This window comes from Gilvibacter sp. (assembly GCF_013214815.1).
GTDB lineage: Bacteria > Bacteroidota > Bacteroidia > Flavobacteriales > Flavobacteriaceae > Gilvibacter.
In genome coordinates this window covers 1-19,560 of sequence record NZ_JABSPU010000054.1, presented here as the reverse complement: position 1 = coordinate 19,560, position 19,560 = coordinate 1, and the positions used below count along the sequence as shown (strand labels likewise).

At 45.5% G+C, this 19,560-nt stretch carries 13 protein-coding genes and 2 pseudogenes; 9 read left to right on the top strand and 6 right to left on the bottom strand.

Features of this window, described 5'->3' with window-relative positions; genetic code table 11:
• Together HRT75_RS10885 and HRT75_RS10880 are read left to right on the top strand one after the other, a co-directional pair.
• Window positions 1-362 (top strand): annotated as a pseudogene (locus HRT75_RS10885) (DNA helicase PriA); the annotation flags it as partial.
• Window positions 359-1,084 carry a metallophosphoesterase gene (locus HRT75_RS10880; RefSeq protein WP_291186449.1) on the top strand — a complete coding sequence of 242 codons (726 nt, stop codon included), beginning with the start codon at window positions 359-361 and terminating at the stop codon, window positions 1,082-1,084. The pseudogene HRT75_RS10885 and the gene HRT75_RS10880, both read left to right, overlap by 4 nt.
• Here HRT75_RS10880 and HRT75_RS10875 read toward each other — a convergent pair.
• The 4 genes from HRT75_RS10875 to HRT75_RS10860 form a co-directional block, all read right to left on the bottom strand.
• Window positions 1,081-2,481, bottom strand: a complete 1,401-nt coding sequence (locus HRT75_RS10875) for a trehalase family glycosidase (protein ID WP_291186446.1) — start codon at window positions 2,479-2,481, stop codon at window positions 1,081-1,083. The two genes, HRT75_RS10880 and HRT75_RS10875, sit on opposite strands and share 4 nt — an antisense overlap.
• Before the next feature lie 52 nt (window positions 2,482-2,533).
• A complete protein-coding gene (locus tag HRT75_RS10870; protein ID WP_291186443.1) occupies window positions 2,534-4,087 on the bottom strand; it encodes an aldehyde dehydrogenase family protein in 1,554 nt (517 codons plus the stop codon).
• Between the two features lie 219 nt (window positions 4,088-4,306).
• Window positions 4,307-4,843, bottom strand: a complete 537-nt coding sequence (locus tag HRT75_RS10865) for a 3-hydroxyanthranilate 3,4-dioxygenase (protein WP_291186440.1) — start codon at window positions 4,841-4,843, stop codon at window positions 4,307-4,309.
• 75 nt (window positions 4,844-4,918) lie between these two features.
• Window positions 4,919-5,398 carry a CAP domain-containing protein gene (locus tag HRT75_RS10860; RefSeq protein ID WP_291186437.1) on the bottom strand — a complete coding sequence of 160 codons (480 nt, stop codon included), beginning with the start codon at window positions 5,396-5,398 and terminating at the stop codon, window positions 4,919-4,921.
• A 230-nt stretch (window positions 5,399-5,628) separates the two neighbouring features.
• Here HRT75_RS10860 and HRT75_RS10855 point away from each other — a divergent pair, with 230 nt between their 5' ends.
• The 6 genes from HRT75_RS10855 (at window position 5,629) to HRT75_RS10830 (ending at window position 18,129) form a co-directional block, all read left to right on the top strand.
• Window positions 5,629-6,696, top strand: a complete 1,068-nt coding sequence (locus tag HRT75_RS10855; RefSeq protein ID WP_291186434.1) for an isoaspartyl peptidase/L-asparaginase family protein — start codon at window positions 5,629-5,631, stop codon at window positions 6,694-6,696.
• The gene (locus HRT75_RS10850) at window positions 6,696-7,010 is read left to right on the top strand and encodes an antibiotic biosynthesis monooxygenase (protein WP_291186431.1); all 315 of its coding nucleotides are present in this window, start codon (window positions 6,696-6,698) and stop codon (window positions 7,008-7,010) included. Before HRT75_RS10855 ends, HRT75_RS10850 begins: the two co-directional genes overlap by 1 nt.
• Before the next feature lie 197 nt (window positions 7,011-7,207).
• The gene (locus tag HRT75_RS10845) at window positions 7,208-12,751 is read left to right on the top strand and encodes an MG2 domain-containing protein (protein ID WP_291186428.1); all 5,544 of its coding nucleotides are present in this window, start codon (window positions 7,208-7,210) and stop codon (window positions 12,749-12,751) included.
• A 3-nt stretch (window positions 12,752-12,754) separates the two neighbouring features.
• Window positions 12,755-15,115: a penicillin-binding protein 1C gene (pbpC, locus tag HRT75_RS10840; protein ID WP_291186425.1), complete on the top strand. Its 2,361-nt coding sequence runs from the start codon at window positions 12,755-12,757 to the stop codon at window positions 15,113-15,115.
• 27 nt (window positions 15,116-15,142) lie between these two features.
• Window positions 15,143-17,464, top strand: a complete 2,322-nt coding sequence (locus HRT75_RS10835) for a beta-N-acetylhexosaminidase (RefSeq protein ID WP_291186422.1) — start codon at window positions 15,143-15,145, stop codon at window positions 17,462-17,464.
• On the top strand, window positions 17,464-18,129 hold the full coding sequence (locus HRT75_RS10830) for a copper homeostasis protein CutC (RefSeq protein WP_291186419.1): 666 nt from the start codon (window positions 17,464-17,466) through the stop codon (window positions 18,127-18,129). The genes HRT75_RS10835 and HRT75_RS10830 overlap by 1 nt, the downstream gene beginning before the upstream one ends.
• Here HRT75_RS10830 and HRT75_RS10825 read toward each other — a convergent pair.
• Together HRT75_RS10825 and HRT75_RS10820 are read right to left on the bottom strand one after the other, a co-directional pair.
• A complete protein-coding gene (locus HRT75_RS10825; RefSeq protein WP_291186416.1) occupies window positions 18,126-18,650 on the bottom strand; it encodes a hypothetical protein in 525 nt (174 codons plus the stop codon). The genes HRT75_RS10830 and HRT75_RS10825 overlap by 4 nt on opposite strands.
• On the bottom strand, window positions 18,638-19,111 hold the full coding sequence (locus HRT75_RS10820; protein ID WP_291186414.1) for a CYTH domain-containing protein: 474 nt from the start codon (window positions 19,109-19,111) through the stop codon (window positions 18,638-18,640). Before HRT75_RS10820 ends, HRT75_RS10825 begins: the two co-directional genes overlap by 13 nt.
• Window positions 19,112-19,154: 43 nt before the next feature.
• On the opposite strand from HRT75_RS10820, the pseudogene HRT75_RS10815 reads away from it, so the two are divergent.
• Window positions 19,155-19,560, top strand: a pseudogene (locus HRT75_RS10815) (DNA polymerase IV); the annotation flags it as partial.

The following is a 19,560-nucleotide window of genomic DNA, read 5'->3' as shown; positions in this document are numbered from 1 at the left end:
CCGGCTATGTCACAGAGAAGGCCACCATTCCGCTTAAAGAAGGACATATCGAATCCAATAAGGAAGCCAAACGTATTGCCCACAACTGGGTGTGTAGGGATATCGGTGGAGACACTCAGCGTGTGTCTTCTATGAATATGAAGCTCACCGACGAGACCTTTAAGCATATTTTGCTGCCGATCTACATCAGCGCCTACAACTTTAAAGGCAAGCAGTACAACTTCTTTGTAAACGGACAAACAGGAGCACTCTCCGGGCAGCGCCCGTATTCCTTTTGGAAGATCTTCTTCTTGGTAGTAGGTATTATTGCAGCCATAGTTTTGATCATCTTTTTAATCGATCTGGCAGACAAACAACAATGAGCACGTACGCAATAGGCGATATCCATGGTGGTCTAAAGGCGTTAAAGCAGCTTTTAGAGCGTATTCCCTTTTCTGCGGATGATATCTTTGTCTTTCTAGGCGATTATGTGGATGGTTGGAGTGATGCGGCCAATACCATTGAATTTTTGATCGGTTTTGCCGAGCAACATAAGTGCATCTTTATACGCGGAAATCACGACTACTTATTGTCACAGCACCTTAAAGTGCATTCCAACAATCCCCTGTGGTTGGCTGCAGGAGGGGAAATGACCAAAGCAAATTACTCGGACAAATCCCCAGCCTATAAAGCCAAACATATTGAATTCTTGGACCAGTTGGTCAACTATTGGGTTGATCAGGACAACAGACTCTATGTGCACGCAGGATTCACGAATCCGCATGGACCTCAACACGAATACTATCCCAATATGGTTTATTGGGACCGAAGCCTTTGGGAAATGGCTTGTGCGCTTGATCCTACTATGCCCGAGGATCATCCCAGATATCCTAAAAGACTGAAGCTATTTAAAGAGATCTACATTGGTCATACTCCCGTGACCAAAATTGGAGAACAATCCGTGGTGAATTGTGCTACTGTTTGGAATATAGATACCGCGGCGGCATATAAAGGGCCGCTTTCAGCAATTAATGTTGCAACTAAAGTAATCTACACCAGTGACCCTGTTCAAGATTTCTATCCTGACGAATCAGGGAGAAATTAAGCCTCTTTAGTTATGAACTCCTTGTAAACTGCAATAGGAATCAATGCTGTCCATCCGCAGAAGTCCTTTTTAGCTGGCATGCCGTAAGCGACCAAATCTGGTGCATAGTTCTCCCAGAAAGTACCGGTAGCTTCAAAGACCGTCGCTACAGAACGATAAACCTTTGTAGCAAGATCTTTCGCTAGCTCATCTTTTCCGATACGCTCCAATCCTTTCAAAACCATATAAACTGTTGGTGCCCAAACACCGCCTAACCAATAATCTCCCCAACCTACATAGTCCGGGTCGGCTGCAGACAGGGCTGGTAATGGAGTGAGTCTGTAAAACTCTTCTGGGTCAGACAAATAGCCCAAAAATGACTCCATGCGCTCTTCCGGAACTAGCTCGCCAAGGAGCATCCAATACATTCCAATATGACGGCGAACCACTTGCTTGCCAAATCCAAGGTCGTAATAGAATTGATCCTCTTCTGACCAACAAAGCGCGTTGATGTCGGTCTTCAATTTTGTGTGAAATGCCTTGAGACGCTCTACTTCATCTGTTTGACCAATGGCCTCTGCAATGTCAATCAATTGCAGGGCAAACATGCCCATTTGCGCAGAGAAATCAACCAAACGCGCCTGTTTATTCCACACGCCTTGTTTGGTGTTTACGTATTCTTTAATGAAATAATTGAGCTTTACTTCTGGACTTTCATTCATCACGGCGAGTTGATCACCCAATTCATGATGGGTCATGCCGTTGCCTTCTGTAGGCTCCCAATCCCGAGGTTGTCTGGGAATATTGTCCTTTCCCATCCCTAAGGTATCTCCATAAAAGAGTCCGTCTTCCATTTGATAGGTATTCACGTGGAAGTCAAAATTCTTTAATAGGATAGGATACACTTCTTCTAAACGTTGCTTGTTTTGAGAAACCCGATAGAGTTCCCATTCCGCCCAAGCCAAAAGTGGAGGATTGATAGAAACCGGATGCGTTTTGGGCCAAAGTGGCTCACCAGTTATTCGATATTCTCTGCAGATATAGCCGTCCTCTTCTTGACGGTCATAGAAATTGTCCAAGGCTTGATAAACGGGCAGCTCATCAAGGTGATATTTTGCAAAACAACACATGAAGCAAGTATCCCATAAAAAGATGTTGGGAGAAAAGGCCGCATCTATAAAAGGTGCTTTAAAGAAAGGTTCGCTGTCTCCTCCGCGCACCTTGGATTTGGTGATCTCTAGTGCCTTGTCGTACATGCGTTTGGCAAGTTCATCAGAAACGGAATAAGCTTCCGCAAAATCTGAAACCCACTCATTTTCTGCCTGGCTTTGAGGGTTTTCTTTGCAGGAACTAAAAAGGCCCAAGCCAACCGTAGAGGCAGCAAGGGCCATATTTTTTGAAAAATCTCTTCTATCCATAAACCGTTATTTGGTCTATGAAAATACTAAATCATTCAGATTTAGTCCGAGCCTAAAGATCGAATTTAATCCCCTGAGCTAGTGGAAGATCTGTAGTGTAATTAATGGTGTTGGTCTGTCTGCGCATATATACTTTCCAAGCATCAGAACCAGACTCGCGTCCACCACCAGTTTCTTTCTCACCTCCAAAAGCACCACCGATCTCAGCACCAGAGGTTCCGATATTCACGTTAGCGATTCCACAGTCAGATCCCGCATGAGATAAGAAACGCTCCGCTTCACGCAAGTTGTTGGTCATGATTGCAGAAGACAATCCTTGAGCAACTCCGTTCTGTACTTCGATGGCGTTCTCAACATCTCCAGAGTACTTTAATAGGTACAATACCGGAGCAAAGGTCTCGTGTTGAACGATCTCAAAAGAGTTATCAGCTTCAGCAATGGCTGGTTTTACATAGCAACCGCTTTCGTAGCCAGCACCTTCTAATACACCTCCAGGCACTACGATGTTTCCACCTTCTTCAACTACTTTGTCCAAGGCTTTTTGGTACATCGCAACAGCATCTGTATCAATTAGAGGTCCAACGTGATTGTTCTCATCTAATGGATTCCCGATACGCAATTGCTTGTAAGCATCTACTACAGCATTCTTTACTTGATCGTAAATGCTCTCATGAATGATCAATCTACGGGTAGAAGTACAACGCTGTCCAGCAGTACCTACAGCACCAAATACAGCCCCGATAACGGTCATTTTAATATCTGCATCTGGAGTCACAATAATGGCATTGTTTCCTCCTAACTCCAACAATGACTTTCCAAGACGCGCTCCTACAGTCTGTGCAACGATTTTCCCCATTCGAGTAGATCCTGTAGCAGAAACGAGTGGCACACGACCGTCTGTGGTCATGAACTCTCCAACTTTGTAATCTCCGTTGATCAAACAAGAAATACCTTCTGGCAATCCGTTTTCTTTGAATACACGAGCAGCGATCTTTTGGCAAGCAACTCCACAAAGCGGCGCCTTTTCAGACGGCTTCCAAACACATACATCTCCACAGATCCAAGCCAAGGCTGTGTTCCAAGACCAAACGGCAACCGGGAAGTTAAAGGCTGAGATAATCCCAACTACTCCAAGTGGATGGTATTGCTCGTACATGCGGTGTCCAGGACGCTCTGAGTGCATGGTAAGTCCGTGCAACTGACGGGAAAGCCCAACAGCAAAGTCACAGATATCGATCATTTCTTGAACCTCACCCAAACCTTCTTGGTAGGATTTACCCATCTCATAAGAAACAAGTTTTCCTAGCGGCTCTTTTAATCGGCGTAGTTCTTCTCCAAATTGACGAACCACCTCACCGCGTTGGGGAGCCGGCATAACACGCCAACTTTTAAAAGCTGTGGTCGCAGCTTGCATTACTTTTTCGTAGTCTTCTTTGGTGGTGGTGGTCACCTTTCCGATCAACTGTCCATCTACTGGAGAATAGGAGGCGATCTCGTCTCCAGAAGAGAACCAATCAGATCCTGTTGATGTTCCTTGATTTACCGCCTCAAGGCCTAGTTCTTTAAGGGCTTTGTCCATTCCAAAGGACGTTGCAACTGCTTTCATCTATTTGATAATTTTTATTATTGTGGCAATCAAGCAAATAAAAAGTATCTGCATAGATCAACCGCTTCGCTTTCACACAAAAAATTTAATTATTACTGAAGGTTTACTAACAATTAAATTTGTTTGTGCTCATTTCATAATTTGTATAAATTTTGACAATAAAATTGTGCTGCGAAGGTAGTCATTCGCAAACGATTTCGCCAAATGTTTAATGGAAGATTAATCCTCTGTAAAACGAGCGTCAGCCTGCATCACAGTCCCGCAATTATCGCAGGTACGCAAGGTCTTTGAATTGTAGAAATTTTTAAAGTGAGGCAAGAAGTCTTTCTCTATATCGTGGAGTTCAAAATAGACTTCGTGAAGTTTGTGGTTGCAATTGTCACAAAACCATAAAAGGCCATCCGTATAACCCAAACCAGCGCGTTTGCGTTCAATAACTAAACCAATGGAGCCTTCTTTTCGCACCGGCGAATGCGGTGTCTTTGCAGGATGCAGATACATATCTCCAGGACCCAGCGGCATCACAACGCGCTCGCCGTCTTCCTGGACAACCACTTCGATCTCCCCTTCTAGTTGATAGAAGAGTTCTTCAGTCTCGTTGTAGTGGTAATCCTTCCTCGCGTTAGGACCCGCCACCACCATAACGATATAATCATCAGCATCGACGTAAAGATTTTTATTGCCAACAGGAGGTTTGAGAAGCTCGCGATTCTCTTCCAACCAGTTGTTTAGATTAAAGGGTCTAGATAGTGCCATGTCGCCGTCTAATTAGTGATTGACACTAAAAGTACGGCGATTCCGGCGAATATAAAAGTGCGTGACTAAGCGTAATTATTCTGAATAGAAGAGCTGTGTAAAGTAAAACGTTCCTCTAAAGTCTTGCATAACACCAAAGCCGCAATGGGTGTAATCACCTTCAATAACGCGACGGTGTGACTGGCTGTTGAGCCATGCATTGACAACATCTTCTGCAGATCGGTAACCGCGGGCAACATTTTCACCCACGCTCTCAGCACCTTCATTTTGAAGTGCCAAAGAACGCTGTGCATAACCATCATGGCTAATGCTCTCGTTATCGATCATGTATTCAGTATGCATAACCGCATAAGCTGTCGCTAATTTGCGATCGAGCTTAATGGGTTCAAGGTTCATACTTCTGCGATGATCATTCACTAAGACTAGGATGTCATTGGCCATATTCCAATCAGTTTTGTTGGCTAGGCCTAAATCCACAGAAAAATTGGATTCTGGCTCCACAGGTACGTCGTCCTTGGAGCAGGAAGTGGCCACAAAAAGTAGGACCACTGCCATGAGGCTGGTTCTAAGTAGGTTCATAATACGGGGAGCATCAGATTTGGGGCTTGATGCTGTGTCAAATATAGAAAAAAAATCCAAATAAATGCATTTCAGCTATCTTTTGTGCATTTCGTCGATGTTTTTGTATTATTTGTAATATTAATTTCCTACAATCAGGAATTTTCACTACCCCAGTAACTGTGGGCTTTTTAGCGTATATTCGTAAGACACTAAGTGCCAAGATCATGATTCGAAAAATTTTTTCAGTTTTAACACTTTCGCTGCTTCTCGCCTGCGGAAATAATTCAGATTCTGCTCAAAATCAGCAAGCAAATACCTCAGAAACAACCGCTAGCGAACCCACATTTGGGATCGTCATTCACGGAGGTGCAGGGACCATTTTAAAAAAGAACATGACCGATTCCTTGGAAATCGCTTACAAGGAAACCTTGGAAAAGGCAATTCGTGTTGGACATAAAATCTTGGAAGAAGGCGGTGACGCAATGGATGCGGTAACCGCTACCATCAACGTCATGGAAGACTCTCCGCTATTCAATGCAGGAAAAGGCGCAGTATTCACCCATGAGGAAACCAACGAACTGGACGCCTCCGTAATGGACGGAAAAACACTCAATGCAGGGGCTGTGGCTGGAGTCACTCGCATAAAAAACCCTATTGACCTGGCCCGCGAGGTAATGGACAATTCTGACCATGTGATGCTTGCTGGTAAAGGCGCGGAGATCTTTGCAGAGACCCGCGGAATTGAAATGGTGGATCCGGAGTATTTCTTCACCCAGAATCGCTACAACAGTTTACAGCGCATTAAAGAACAACAGAAAACCCAATTGGATCACGACGATAAAACCGCCTTTGTAGACCCTTATATCAAGGATTATAAATTCGGAACTGTTGGCTGCGCGGCTTTAGATAAAAACGGTAATCTCGCCGCGGGAACCTCAACAGGAGGAATGACCAACAAGCGCTGGAATCGTATTGGTGACGCGCCGATCATTGGAGCCGGTACGTACGCCAACAATGCCTCTTGTGCCGTCTCATCTACAGGTTGGGGGGAATATTTCATCCGAGCCATGGTGGCCCATGATATCTCTGCGCTGATGGAATACAAAGGCATGAACATTCAGGATGCAGCTCGCACCGTAATTCACGATAAAGTTGGAGGTCTTGGTGGTGACGGTGGTATTGTTGCTATTGATAAGGACGGTAATATCGCTATGGAATTCAATACTGCAGGCATGTACCGCGCTCATATGAATGCCGATGGTGATTTAGTGATTGGTATTTACAAAGACTGATGGGTTCCATAAAAACACCCTACTACGCCGTCATATTCAGCAGTTATCAAACTGATGACTTAGAGGGCTATTCCGCCACGGCACAATTGATGGAAGAACTCGCTCAGCAACAGGCGGGCTATCTAGGCATTGAAAGTGCGCGTAGCGGTCTGGGCATCACCGTGAGTTATTGGGAATCTTTAGAGGCCATTGCCCAATGGAAGCAACAAGCAGACCATCTCTTGGCGCAGAAAATGGGCAAAACTCAATGGTATTCCAGTTATAAGGTACGGATCTGTAAAGTAGAACGAGAGTATGATTTTTCAGCGGACTGATTCAAGCTTTTGTTAAACTCTTGCCAAATTCAATTCCGCAGCATACGCAATTAAAAATATCTGCGTTATTTAAGTGTCTTCAACCACCAACGAGCCTTATTCCGAAGGCCTTACATTTTAACTTCAGGAATTAACCGGTCCACTATGAACCTGGAGTTTTTGTATCTTTAATTACTGACGTTAAACCATCTCCGACTATGAAGTCACTATTCCGCGCGAGCCTTATTTTACTGCTGCTCGCAACTGCCTGTAAGCCTAAATCTTCTCAAGACGATCAACTTTTTCAATACCGAGACTACCTCTCTTATCATACCCAAGGCGTACGCTCTGTTCACGCTCCTGTGGTGCTCGATTTTTTAAGGGCCCTGCCCAACTTTGATACTGAGGCGGACCTGTCCGCAAGCAGTTTTAAGATCAGTCCTAAGGTTGAAGGAACTTTGAAGCTTCAAAGCGGTCGCTCTTTGGTTTTTAGTCCGAATGAACCCCTAAAAGCTGATACGGAATATACGGTCACCGTAAATCTTTCTGACTTTTTAGAAGATCTGCCTAAGGATAAACGTCAATTCACATTTTCCTTTAAGACCATAACGCCCAACTTTAAAGTAGATCTTGGGCAATTGCAGTCTTACGACAAAAGTTATCAGTTTCTGCAAGGCAATCTGCAGTCTGCAGATGGACTGTATTTATCTGAAGCTAGAAAGCTCGTCAGCGCTACTCAAAATGGAGCCAAACTCAGCATCAAATGGGACTCCCTGAGCGGAGCCAACAACTATTACAGTTTTGTAATTGACAGCATTAATCGCGCAGAGGAAGACAGCGAAATCACCATTAGCTGGGATGGAAAACCCATTGCTGCAGACCACCGAGGAGAGACACCATTTATCATTCCTGGACGCAACAATTTCACGGTTTTAGACGTAAGTGTTTCTGAGGCACCAAGTACACGGATGTCTATTAATTTCTCCGATCCTGTGGATGAAGATCAGGATTTTAGAGGCCTGATTAGTTTAGGTGGCGATGAGAATTTACGTTTTGAAGCTGATGGAAATTCCCTGCTGATCTATCCCGCTACTAGACCAGAAGGCAGCATGAATCTTACCGTCTTTGCCGGTCTAAAAAATACCGAAGGTTACGAGCTAAAGAACAGTTATACAGAGGCCGTAGCCTTTGATCCTTTAAAGCCAGAGGTACGCCTGCTCTCTAAAGGGACCATTATACCCAATGCGCAAAACAATCCCATTTATTTTGAAACGGTGAATCTGGCTCAAGTAGATGTGCGCGTGGTGGAGATCTTCCAAGACAATGTATTGCAATTTTTGCAAGAGTCTTTATTGAGCAACTCAGAAGACTACTATTTAAGACGCGTTGGTAGACGTGTAGCCAAAAAGACGCTCTCCTTAGTAGATACCAATTTGCGCGCAACCAACAGTTGGAAGGCACATGCCTTGGACTTAACAGAGCTTTTCCAGGCCAGTCCGGGAAGCCTGTATCGCATTGAATTTAGCTTTAAACCCCAGTACAGCATGTTTGCTTGCGAAGCTGTTTTAGCCGGAGAAGAAGCCGAATATTATGAAGAATACTACGACGATTCTCCCAACGACGGTAGCTTAGATGATGCGGAAGAAGACGCCTTAGAAACCCGTTATTGGGATAATGAAATTTATCGCTGGCGCAGCTACACTTACAATTGGCAAGAACGTGAGAATCCCTGCCATCCTGCTTATTATAATGATGAGCGCTTGGTACGCACCAATCTCCTAGCTTCTGATTTGGGGATTACCGTGAAGAAAGGTAATAACAGCACCTATCATGTATTCACCAATAACTTGATCAGCTCTAAACCAATGGGTAATGTTCAAGTTGGACTGTACAACTATCAGCAGCAAGCCATTGCGCAGCGCACCACGGACGGACAAGGTCAAATTGTTTTTGATACCGATGAGAAAGCAGCCTTTGTGGTTGCCCAACAAGGTTCTAATTATGCCTATGCTCGTATGGATGATGGCATGGCGCTTTCCTTGAGTAAGTTCGATGTTTCTGGAGGCAGCGTCCAAAAGGGGCTTAAAGGATTTTTGTATACCGAGCGCGGTGTGCATCGTCCGGGAGACAGTATTCACTTGACCTTTGTTTTGAACGATGCGGTCAATCCTTTACCAGAAGATCATCCTGTAAAATTGGAACTGACCGATGCCCGAGGAAAACTGGTACAACGCCGTGGGGTCCGTGGAAGCGTGAACGGTTTTTATTACTTCCCGATTGCGACCTCAGCAGAGGCACCAACAGGAAATTGGAATGCGACAGTTAAAGTGGGTGGAGCCAGTTTTGGAAAAACCTTGAGGGTAGCTACCATTAAACCGAATCGCCTTAAAGTGCAACTCAATTTTGACGATACCGTACTTGAAGCAGCAAAACCGATTGGCGGCAGCTTGCAAAGTACCTGGTTGCACGGCGCACCAGCTCGTAATCTTAAAGCCACTATGGAATTGACTTTGGCTGAAGCCTCGGTTCCCTTTAAAGAGTACTCTAGCTATCGCTTTAATGATCCGGTCCGCAGCTTTGACACTTCGCAGTTCAGCTTTATGGAAGGCGATCTCAATAGCGAAGGACAGTTGGACTTTTCAGAAACCATTCAACTCAACGACAAGGCCCCAGGAATGCTCAAGGCCTCCTTTGTCACCAAGGTTTATGAAGGCGGAGGAGACTTCTCTATTGATGTAATCAACAAATCGCTGGCTCCTTATACAAACTTTGTAGGGCTAAAATCACCCAAATTGGGCCGATACGGCTCTTTTGAAACTGGCCGAGATCACGAATTTGAAGTAGTTTCTGTGGACGCACAAGGCAAGCCTGCAGCAAACAGAAAACTCAAGGTAGAAGTCTTTGAGATCTCCTGGCGCTGGTGGTGGAATCGTGGTCGCGATAATCTCTCTCGATACGAAAATAGCAGCGTTTACAGACCCAAACAACAATTTGAGATAACCACCGCGGCCAATGGAAAGGGCGCTTTCAACTTACAGATCGCAGATGAAGATCGCGGTCGCTATTTGATACGAGTGATGGATGAGGTCTCCGGACACGCAAGTGGAATAACCTCTTATTTCTTTAAAGATTGGTGGCAAACGGGGCAGGCTGGTTCAGAAAGTGCTAAAATGCTGCTATTCAATGCAGATAAAGACAACTATACCGTAGGCGAAAAGGCACGCATTCAATTCCCATCAAGTTTGGGAAGCACGGCGTTGATCAGCATAGAAAATGGCACAGAAGTCTTGAATTACCAATGGGTTTCAACGCAAGAGGAAAGCACTACCTATGAATTTGAGATCACTCCAGAAATGGCTCCGAACGTGTATGTCAACATCTCGCTATTGCAACCTCATGAGCGTACCAAAAATGATCTGCCCATGCGACTCTATGGGGTGGTGCCTATATTGGTAAACAACCCAGAAACAGAACTGTCACCACAACTGAGCATGCCTAAAGAGCTCAAACCGGAATCCAATTATGAGGTGACCGTTTCTGAGACGGACGGAAAGGCCATGACTTATACCCTAGCCGTTGTAGATGAAGGACTCTTGGATCTAACCCGATTCAGCACTCCAGATATACACAAAGCCTTCTATGCACGTCAAGCACTTGGCGTAAAAACCTTTGATATTTATGACTTGGTCATGGGTGCTTTTTCAACCCAGGTGGACAATATTTTCGCCGTAGGAGGTGGTGATGAGGCCGCGGGAGCCAAAAACCGCAAAGCCGATCGCTTTAAACCGGTAGTGAGCTATTTAGGCCCTTTCAAACTGGAAGCAGGACAGTCTGCCACCCACACCTTGAGTATGCCGAATTATATCGGCTCTGTAAAGACCATGGTGGTTGCAGGAGACAACGCCTCACAAGCGTATGGCAAGGCAGAAAAAGTAACTCCAGTAAGAACACCGCTGATGGTATTGGCCTCTGTGCCACGCAAGCTGTCTCCGGGAGAAAAACTAACGCTCCCAGTGACCGTATTTGCCATGGATCCCAAGGTAAAGCAAGCTCAGATCCGAATTGAAACTACAGACGGTCTCAAGCCTGTAGGCGATGCCATTAAAACAGTTCGTTTTGATAAGCCGGGAGAGCAAATTGTCAATTTCGAATATGAGATTCAAGCCAGTAATGAAGTTCAAGAGATCAAAGTACTGGCGCAAAGTGGTGCGCACAAAGCTTCTTATCCTCTAGAAATTGATATCTACAATCCGAATCCCATCAGCAGAACTGCAAAGATCTATACCGTAGAACCCGGAGCCAAGCAGCAGATCAACTTCACTCCTTTTGGAACAGCTGGAAGCAATAAGGTGACTTTGGAGCTCTCCACAATTCCTCCGATGAACCTTGAAAAGCGCTTGGATTATCTAATCCGCTATCCGCACGGTTGTGTAGAACAAACCACATCTGGAGCCTTCCCGCAGCTTTATCTGAAGGATTTGGTGACCATGAGTTCTACACAGGCCAGACAAACCGTAGAGAATATCAAGAGTGCCATTAGACGATTAGGTCAATTCCAAAACGGCACGGGTGGTCTGGGTTATTGGATGGGAGAATCAACATCAAGTGATTGGGGAACTACCTACGCCGGACATTTCATGTTGGAGGCCAAACAACAGGGCTATACCCTGCCAGTAGGATTCTTATCTAATTGGGTGCGATACCAGCGCTTGGCCGCTAAGCAGTGGCGAAAAGCGGCACATTCATACAATACAACGCATGCGCAGGCTTATCGTTTATATACCTTGGCGCTTGCTGGGCAACCGGAATTAGCGGCTATGAATCGTCTGCGTAAAAGCTCTGGACTCACCAACGCAGCCTTGTGGCGATTGGCAGGAGCCTACGCACTCACTGGAAATAAAAAAGCAGCTTTAGAATTATTAGATCGAGCCACGCTAAAATTCAATGATTATACAGACAGCTGGTACACCTATGGCTCGGCCTTGCGCAATATGGCCATGGCGCTGGAGATCATGACTTTGGTCCAAGATTCCCGTGAACGAGAAATGGCAGAATCCATAGCTGCACGACTCAGCAGTCGTAATTGGCTCAGTACTCAAGAGACCTCATACAGTTTGCTAGCTCTTGGTAAAATGGTCAAGATCAATGGGGGAAAGGCCTTTCAGGTCAGCCTTGATCAAAATGGACAAAGCCGAAGTTTAAGCTCTGAAAAGAGTATGCTGCTTGAGGAGCTTTCCTTTGTAATGGGGGAGAATACCATCAGTGTTGACAATCCAGGCGGCAGTCGTGTATATGCCTCTTTAATTCAACGCGGACGCTACCCTATGGGGGCAGAGACCAGTGCGACCAAGAACCTTTCATTACGAACGCAGTTCTTGGATAAAGATGGAATCAAACTGGATGTGAGTGAGCTCAGACAAGGCACAGAATTCAAAATTCAGATCAATGTGGTTAATAGTTCCAATGATCATTTACGCGATATTTCCTTGACCCAATTGGTTCCAAGTGGCTGGGAGATTGTCAATACCAGTTTTACCGATGCGGCTCAGAGTAATTTAAATCCGGCGCGCTATACAGACATCCGTGATGATCGCGTCAACTATTACTTTGATCTAAGAGCAGGCAAGTCCATGACCTTTGAGATGACGGTCAATGCGTCTTATCTGGGTCGATACTATTTGGCTGGCACTCATGCAGCTACCATGTATAGCGATAATTATTACGCCCGCTTGAAAGGGAAATGGATCAACGTCAAGCAATAAGAAATGCAGCTCAAACAGCGAACCATATCATTTTTCAAATGGCTAGGCTTAAGGCGAAGCCTGCTTCTAATTGCCTTTGGGTACTGGCTGTTCTGCCTGCCCAAAGTGCTTTTTGAAGCGCCGACCTCAACAGTTATTGAAAGTCGGGAAGGCTTTTTGTTAGGCGCCAGAATTGCTGCGGATGGCCAGTGGCGATTCCCCGCAACAGACAGTGTTCCCTATAAATTTGAACGCTGTATCCTCCTTTTTGAAGACGAGTATTTCTACAAGCACCCTGGCGTTAATCCAGTAGCAGTGACCAAGGCGCTGTGGAACAATTTGACCACAGATTCACGCCGAGGTGGGAGCACCCTTACGCAACAGGTGATCCGTCTGTCCAGAGATAATAAGGCGAGAACTTACTCAGAAAAACTCATTGAAATGGTGCAGGCCACGCGCTTGGAGTTTAGCTACAGCAAAGAAGAAGTTCTGAGCATGTATGCCTCCCACGCGCCTTTTGGCGGTAATGTGATCGGGCTTGAAACAGCCGCCTGGCGCTACTACGGCTTACCCGCTGCAGAACTCAGTTGGGGCCAAATGGCCACCTTAGCAGTGCTGCCGAATGCTCCAGCCCTTGTGTATCCAGGGAAAGGTCATGAGGTCTTGCTTAGAAAACGCAATCGTCTGCTCAAAAAACTGATGGAGCGCGGAGAGATCAGCGCAACAGATTACGAGCTTTCTACGCAAGAGCCCTTACCAGGCAAACCCTTACCTCTCCCTCAATTGGCACCTCATCTTTTGGATCGCATGGTACAAGAAAAGCCAGGACAACGAATTGTGACCACCTTGGAGTACAAGCTCCAAGTCCAGCTGAACAACAGCATGCGTTTACATCACGGAAATCTAGCGTCCAATGAGATCCACAATGCAGCTGTTTTGGTTTTAGGAACCGATAGTAGAGAAGTCCTGGCCTATGTTGGAAACAGCCCCACATCCGCAGCACATCAAGTCAATGTGGATATTATTAGAAGCCGACGCAGCACAGGGAGTATCTTAAAGCCACTGCTTTATGCAAGTGCCTTGCAAGAGGGAAGTCTATTGCCAGACATGTTGGTTAAAGATGTTCCCACCAGTATAAACGGTTATAGCCCAACAAACTTCAATAAGGACTTTCAAGGGGTCATTAGTGCGCGTGAAGCCCTCTCGCGCTCCTTGAATATCCCAGCGGTTCGCCTGTTGGAATCTTATGGTTTGGAGCGTTTTTACAGAAAGTTGAAAAAAGCTGGTTTTAATAGCATCAATCGGCAGCCCAATCACTACGGACTCTCTTTGATCTTGGGAGGTGCTGAAGCTTCGCTCTGGGAAGTCACTGCTGCCTATGCAGGTTTAGGAGCGACCTTGATTCATTTTGATCAAGAATCTTCTCAATACCGAACTCAGGAGTTCCATGCTCCCATTTTGCAATTAAATACATCACCCGATCTCGGATCCGTAGATTTTAAAGCTCCAATTTGGACTGCAGGCAGTATTTACAACACCTTTGAAGCCTTGCAGGAAGTCAATCGTCCTTTTGGTCAAGAGCTTTGGGACAGCTTTGATGGCGCGCAACAGATCGCATGGAAAACAGGAACTTCATACGGTTTTAAAGATGCTTGGGCCGTAGGGGTGACTCCAAAATATACTGTGGGTGTATGGGCTGGTAATGCTGATGGAGAAGGCCGACCAGGGCTCACCGGAGTGCAAGCTGCTGCTCCTTTGCTCTTTGAGGTTTTTGACCAACTGCCCAAGTCTGAATTCTTTGCTAAACCCTTTGATGATATGGTTCAAAGAACCCTGTGCAGTAAAAGTGGGCATATTGCAGGTCCGCATTGTGAACATACCGAGCAAAAATGGGTCGCCGATGCCAAGGTACTCACCTTGAGTTGCTCGTATCACCAAAGCATTTTCTTAGATACTGAAAGGAAATATCAGGTCAACTTGGACTGTTATCCATCAACAGCTATTAAAAACGAGAATTGGTTTGTGCTTCCACCTTTTGTGGCTCATTACTACGCCAAGAATCATCCGGAATACAAAGCATTACCGAGTTATAAACCCGGCTGCTTTCCTGCAGAAATGCCCAATATGGAGTTTATTTTCCCTAAAGAGACCTCAGACATAGTTTTGGGGCAAGATTTTAGCCAGCAGCCCAACGAAGTGGTCTTTAAAGTGGCACACAGAAAGTCCGAAACGACGCTGTATTGGTATTTAAACAATACCTATGTAGGCACTACAGATGTATTTCATGAAATGGCCTTGCTGCCCAAAGCTGGGAATCATTTGCTCACTGTAGTGGATGCTAATGGAAATGAGATCAGCCGTGAAATTCATATTCGGAATCCGTAACTTAGCGAAGAACCGAACCAAAACCTAATGCATTTTACTGCCGTATTCGCCCGAATTTCGCTCCTATGCTGCCTGCTGTTTTTAGTCAGTTGTGGCAAGGAAAAAGACTATCCCAAACTCGCTTTTGAAGAGGTGGCTATCATTCCAGTACCTAAATCTATTGAGGCCGTTGAAGCGCAATTCATTTGGCCTGCGGAACTCGCTTACTTTGCGGACTCTTTTGCTGAAGAGGTCACACCATTTATGGAATCATACTTTGGTCTTAATTCTAGCTTCACGGTTCAGAGAGCTTCCAATTCTGATGCGGCTCAATTGAAGATCATCAGTGATAATACTTTAGAGGATGAACACTACAAACTTCAAATTGACAACGAACAAATCAGCATTTACGCCAAAGACGTTGCTGGGGCCTTCTACGGATTACAAAGTTTGAGACAATTACTCCCCGCAGCCTTTGAGGCCGACGGGGTATTGGATTACGAGCAGTTTGCGCTTCCTGGCCTCAGCATAGAGGACGGACCAGAATTCAAACATCGCGGCATGCATTTGGATGTTTCCAGACATTTCTTTGAGGTAGATGCGGTTAAACGCTATCTAGATGTAATGGCGATGCTAAAAATGAACCGTTTTCACTGGCATTTGACCGACGATCAAGGATGGCGCATTGAGATCAAAAAATACCCCAAACTCACCGAGCACGGAGGCTACAGAAATAAAACCCTAATTGGACACTACAATGACCAGCCTCAAAAATTTGACGGGAAACGCTACGGCGGATTCTATACCCAAGAGCAGATCAAAGAAGCAGTGGCCTATGCCCAATCTTTGAGTATTGAAGTGATTCCTGAAATTGAAATGCCTGGCCACGCACAAGCGGCGATCAGTGCCTACCCTGAATTGGGTTGTACTGGAGAATCGATAGATGTGGCAACCAAATGGGGTGTTTTTGAAGATATCTTCTGTCCAACGCCAGAAACCTTTGAATTTCTCTTTGGGGTTTTGGACGAGGTCATTGCCTTATTCCCTGGAGAATACATTCACATTGGTGGAGATGAAGCTCCAAAGGCGCGTTGGAAAAGTTCTGAGTTTTGCCAAGAGTTGATCCGCGAACAAAACTTAAAAGACGAACACGAACTGCAGTCCTTTTTTGTAAGCGAGATAGCGGGTTATCTCAATGGTAAGGGGAAAAAACTATTGGGTTGGGACGAGATTTTGGAAGGTGGTTTGGATCCAACAGCTACGGTTATGTCGTGGCGTGGTGTGGAAGGCGGAATTGCCGCTGCCAAATCAGGAAACGGCGTAATTATGAGTCCAACTTCTCATGCTTATTTTGACTATTATCAAGACGATTCAGAAGATCAACCTTTGGCCATTGGCGGCTTTCTGCCGTTGGAAAAGGTCTACAGTTTTGATCCGATCCCATCAGAATTGAACGACAAACAAGCCCAATTGATCCTAGGAGCTCAAGGAAACGTTTGGACCGAATATATGACCTCAGAAGAAAAGATGCAGTATATGGCCTATCCAAGAACCATGGCCATGGCAGAAGTGGTTTGGAGCGGGGCTAAAAATGATCCAGAGCAGTCCTATCCAGATTTTCTAAGAAGGCTCAAACCGCTCCTTAATAGACTGGATGTGATGGGTAGAAGCTATTACAATCCGCTGCAAAAGATCACCTCAGAAATAAACAAAAAAGACAATTTGCGCATTAGCCTTAAGGGTCCTCTGCCCGATCAAAAGATACAGTATCGTTGGTCTAATGAACAGGCTTGGATTGATTATACAGAGCCCATAATGGTGGAACGATCGGCAATCCTTGAAGCACGATTTGAGGGTCAGGCAGATGCTGATCTAGTCAATTTTAGACAAGACTTCACTTTACACAAAGGCATTAATGCTACCATAAAAATTGACAAAAAACCGCATCCGGCCTACAATAGCGGAGGAGTTGCAGCCTTGAATAACGGCGTTTACGGCAGTAAGAATAGACATGGAGATAAAGAGTGGCTGGGCTTTTGGGGAGACGATCTCCGAGTAGATATTCGATTCGAAACTCCTGTGAAACTCAATTCGCTTAAACTCGGGTTCTATCACGCTCCTGGTCAGTGGATCTATGCACCAACTAAAAGTCAGATCCGAGCAACTTTGGCCGACGGACGCACGTACAATACCACAGCCATGATCAAAAAAGACTCTCTATCTAATGTGGCCAATGAAGTCTTTGGGATGCCTGAAGAAATGATCACCCGAATCCGTATTGACATTCCTAATTATGGGATCATTCCAGAAGGAAAACAAGGAGCGGGCAACAAAGCCTGGACCTTTCTGGACGAAATTGTGATGCAGTAATGTTGCTAGAGATCTGCACCCCAAGTTTAGAATCTGTTCATGCGGCTGTAAAAGGTGGTGCAGACCGCATTGAACTATGCGAGCAATTAGATCTTGGAGGGGTAACCCCTTCTGAGGAACTTCTCACTGACGTTCTCAATCAATTTAAAATAGACACTCAAGTGTTGATACGTCCACGCGGTGGGAATTTTTGTTTCTCTGCGGAAGAGATTCAGCAGATGATCCGTAGCATTGAAAAAGTCAAAAATCTAGGGGCTCAAGGAGTCGTTATTGGGGCCCTCACTGATGATGGTAAACTTGATGTTGAAGCTCTAAATGCAATGATTGAAGCCGCTGGAAATTTAGAGATCAATTTTCACAAAGCTATTGATGAAATGACAGATCCTGATGCTGCCATTGAGCAATTAATTGCAATGGGCTTTAGGCGCATTCTTACCTCTGCAGGAGCTCAAACCGCCTCGGATGGTTTGGAAAAACTTATGCAATGGCAAATCAAGTTTGGAGATCGGATTACCATTATGCCTGGAGGGAGTATCCGCCCAGAAAACATATCAAAATTCAGCGATAAGGGATTCGGAGCGATTCACTCCGCAGCCATAAAAAAAGGAGAACTACATTCCAATGAATCTGTAGTGAGTCAAATGAAGGCTGGACTTATGGGTTAACGCAACGGATAGCCTTTCCCCGCCCACCAAGGATGGATCTCAATGACCAAGCGCCCTGCTTTTACCATAGAGTCCATATTGGCCAGTGAATCGGCCATTTTTAGGGTAGGAACATTATAAACGGTAATGCCGCTGATGTCACTCTCATCTTCAAATGGACCTGAAAGATCTGCATAGCCCAGCTCATACATACGTCCTAAATGAGCCATATGCAAGGCCTGCAAGCTGTCTGCCTCTGCCTTTGGTTGATCCCGATTTGGACCCTTCTTTAAAAAGGCCATAAAGTATTTCTGCATGATGATGGTATCGCCTGTAGCCTCATCTACATAATCAAAGATCTCAAAACCGTCTTTGAGCAGTTGGTCTTTTTGCTGCGCTATTGAAGGCTTTGTCTCCATATCTTCAAACGATTCGTCAAGGTCAATGCTCTCTAAATCCATGTCATCATGAGCGAATCGTTTCTGGTTACAACCCGCCAAGAGCAGGCTGGTTAGCGCGAGCAAAGTAATTAATCTTCCCATGTTGAATAGGGGTTTTTAGATAGTTGACTGTTGTAATATTTAACGTCTCCAGTGACTTCTTCTCCCAACCAATCTGGCTTGGGAAAGTCCTGGTCCGGACTGGTCAGTTCTACTTCTGCAACAATAAGGCCCTCATTGGCTCCGAAGAAAACATCAACCTCAAAAGTGACCTGCTCCATAGGTACGCGATAACGCGCTTTACGAATGCTTCCCGGCAAACAAAGACTCAGCAGACGTTCGGCTTCATCCGAAGGGATTTCTCGTTCCCATTCAAAACGAGAAGTGCCGTCATCACTGCTAGCGCCTTTAATGGTCAATACCCCGCGTCCGTCTACCAAACGGACTCGGACCGTGCGTTCTGGATCCGTGGAGAGAAAGCCCTGCTGCATCTGCTCAACCTGTGCAGCTAAGGCCTTAAAAGCTGTGGATTTCACCAAAAATTTTCGCTCTACTTCTACCATGTTTTGCTACTGAAGTCTAACGAAGATATCATAAATTTATGGGATGGAAGCTGGCCTGGCAAATCGGAAAATAATTCATGTGGACATGGACGCGTTCTACGCCTCCGTGGAACAATTGGACCGGCCAGAGCTAAGAGGAAAACCCATTGCCGTTGGCGGGAGTTCCAAGCGTGGGGTGGTCAGTGCAGCCAGCTATGAGGCGCGAAAATTCGGAGTGCGCTCAGCCATGAGCGGAGTTATTGCAAGACGAAACTGCCCCGATCTGATCTTTGTGAAGCCACGCTATGATAGATACACAGAGATTTCCAGAAAGATCAGAAAGATCTTTTTTGAATATACCGATCTGGTAGAGCCGCTCTCATTGGATGAAGCCTATCTGGACGTCACTCAAAACAAAAATGGAACCCCCAGCGCCACGCTCATCGCACGTGAGATCCGTGCGCAGATCT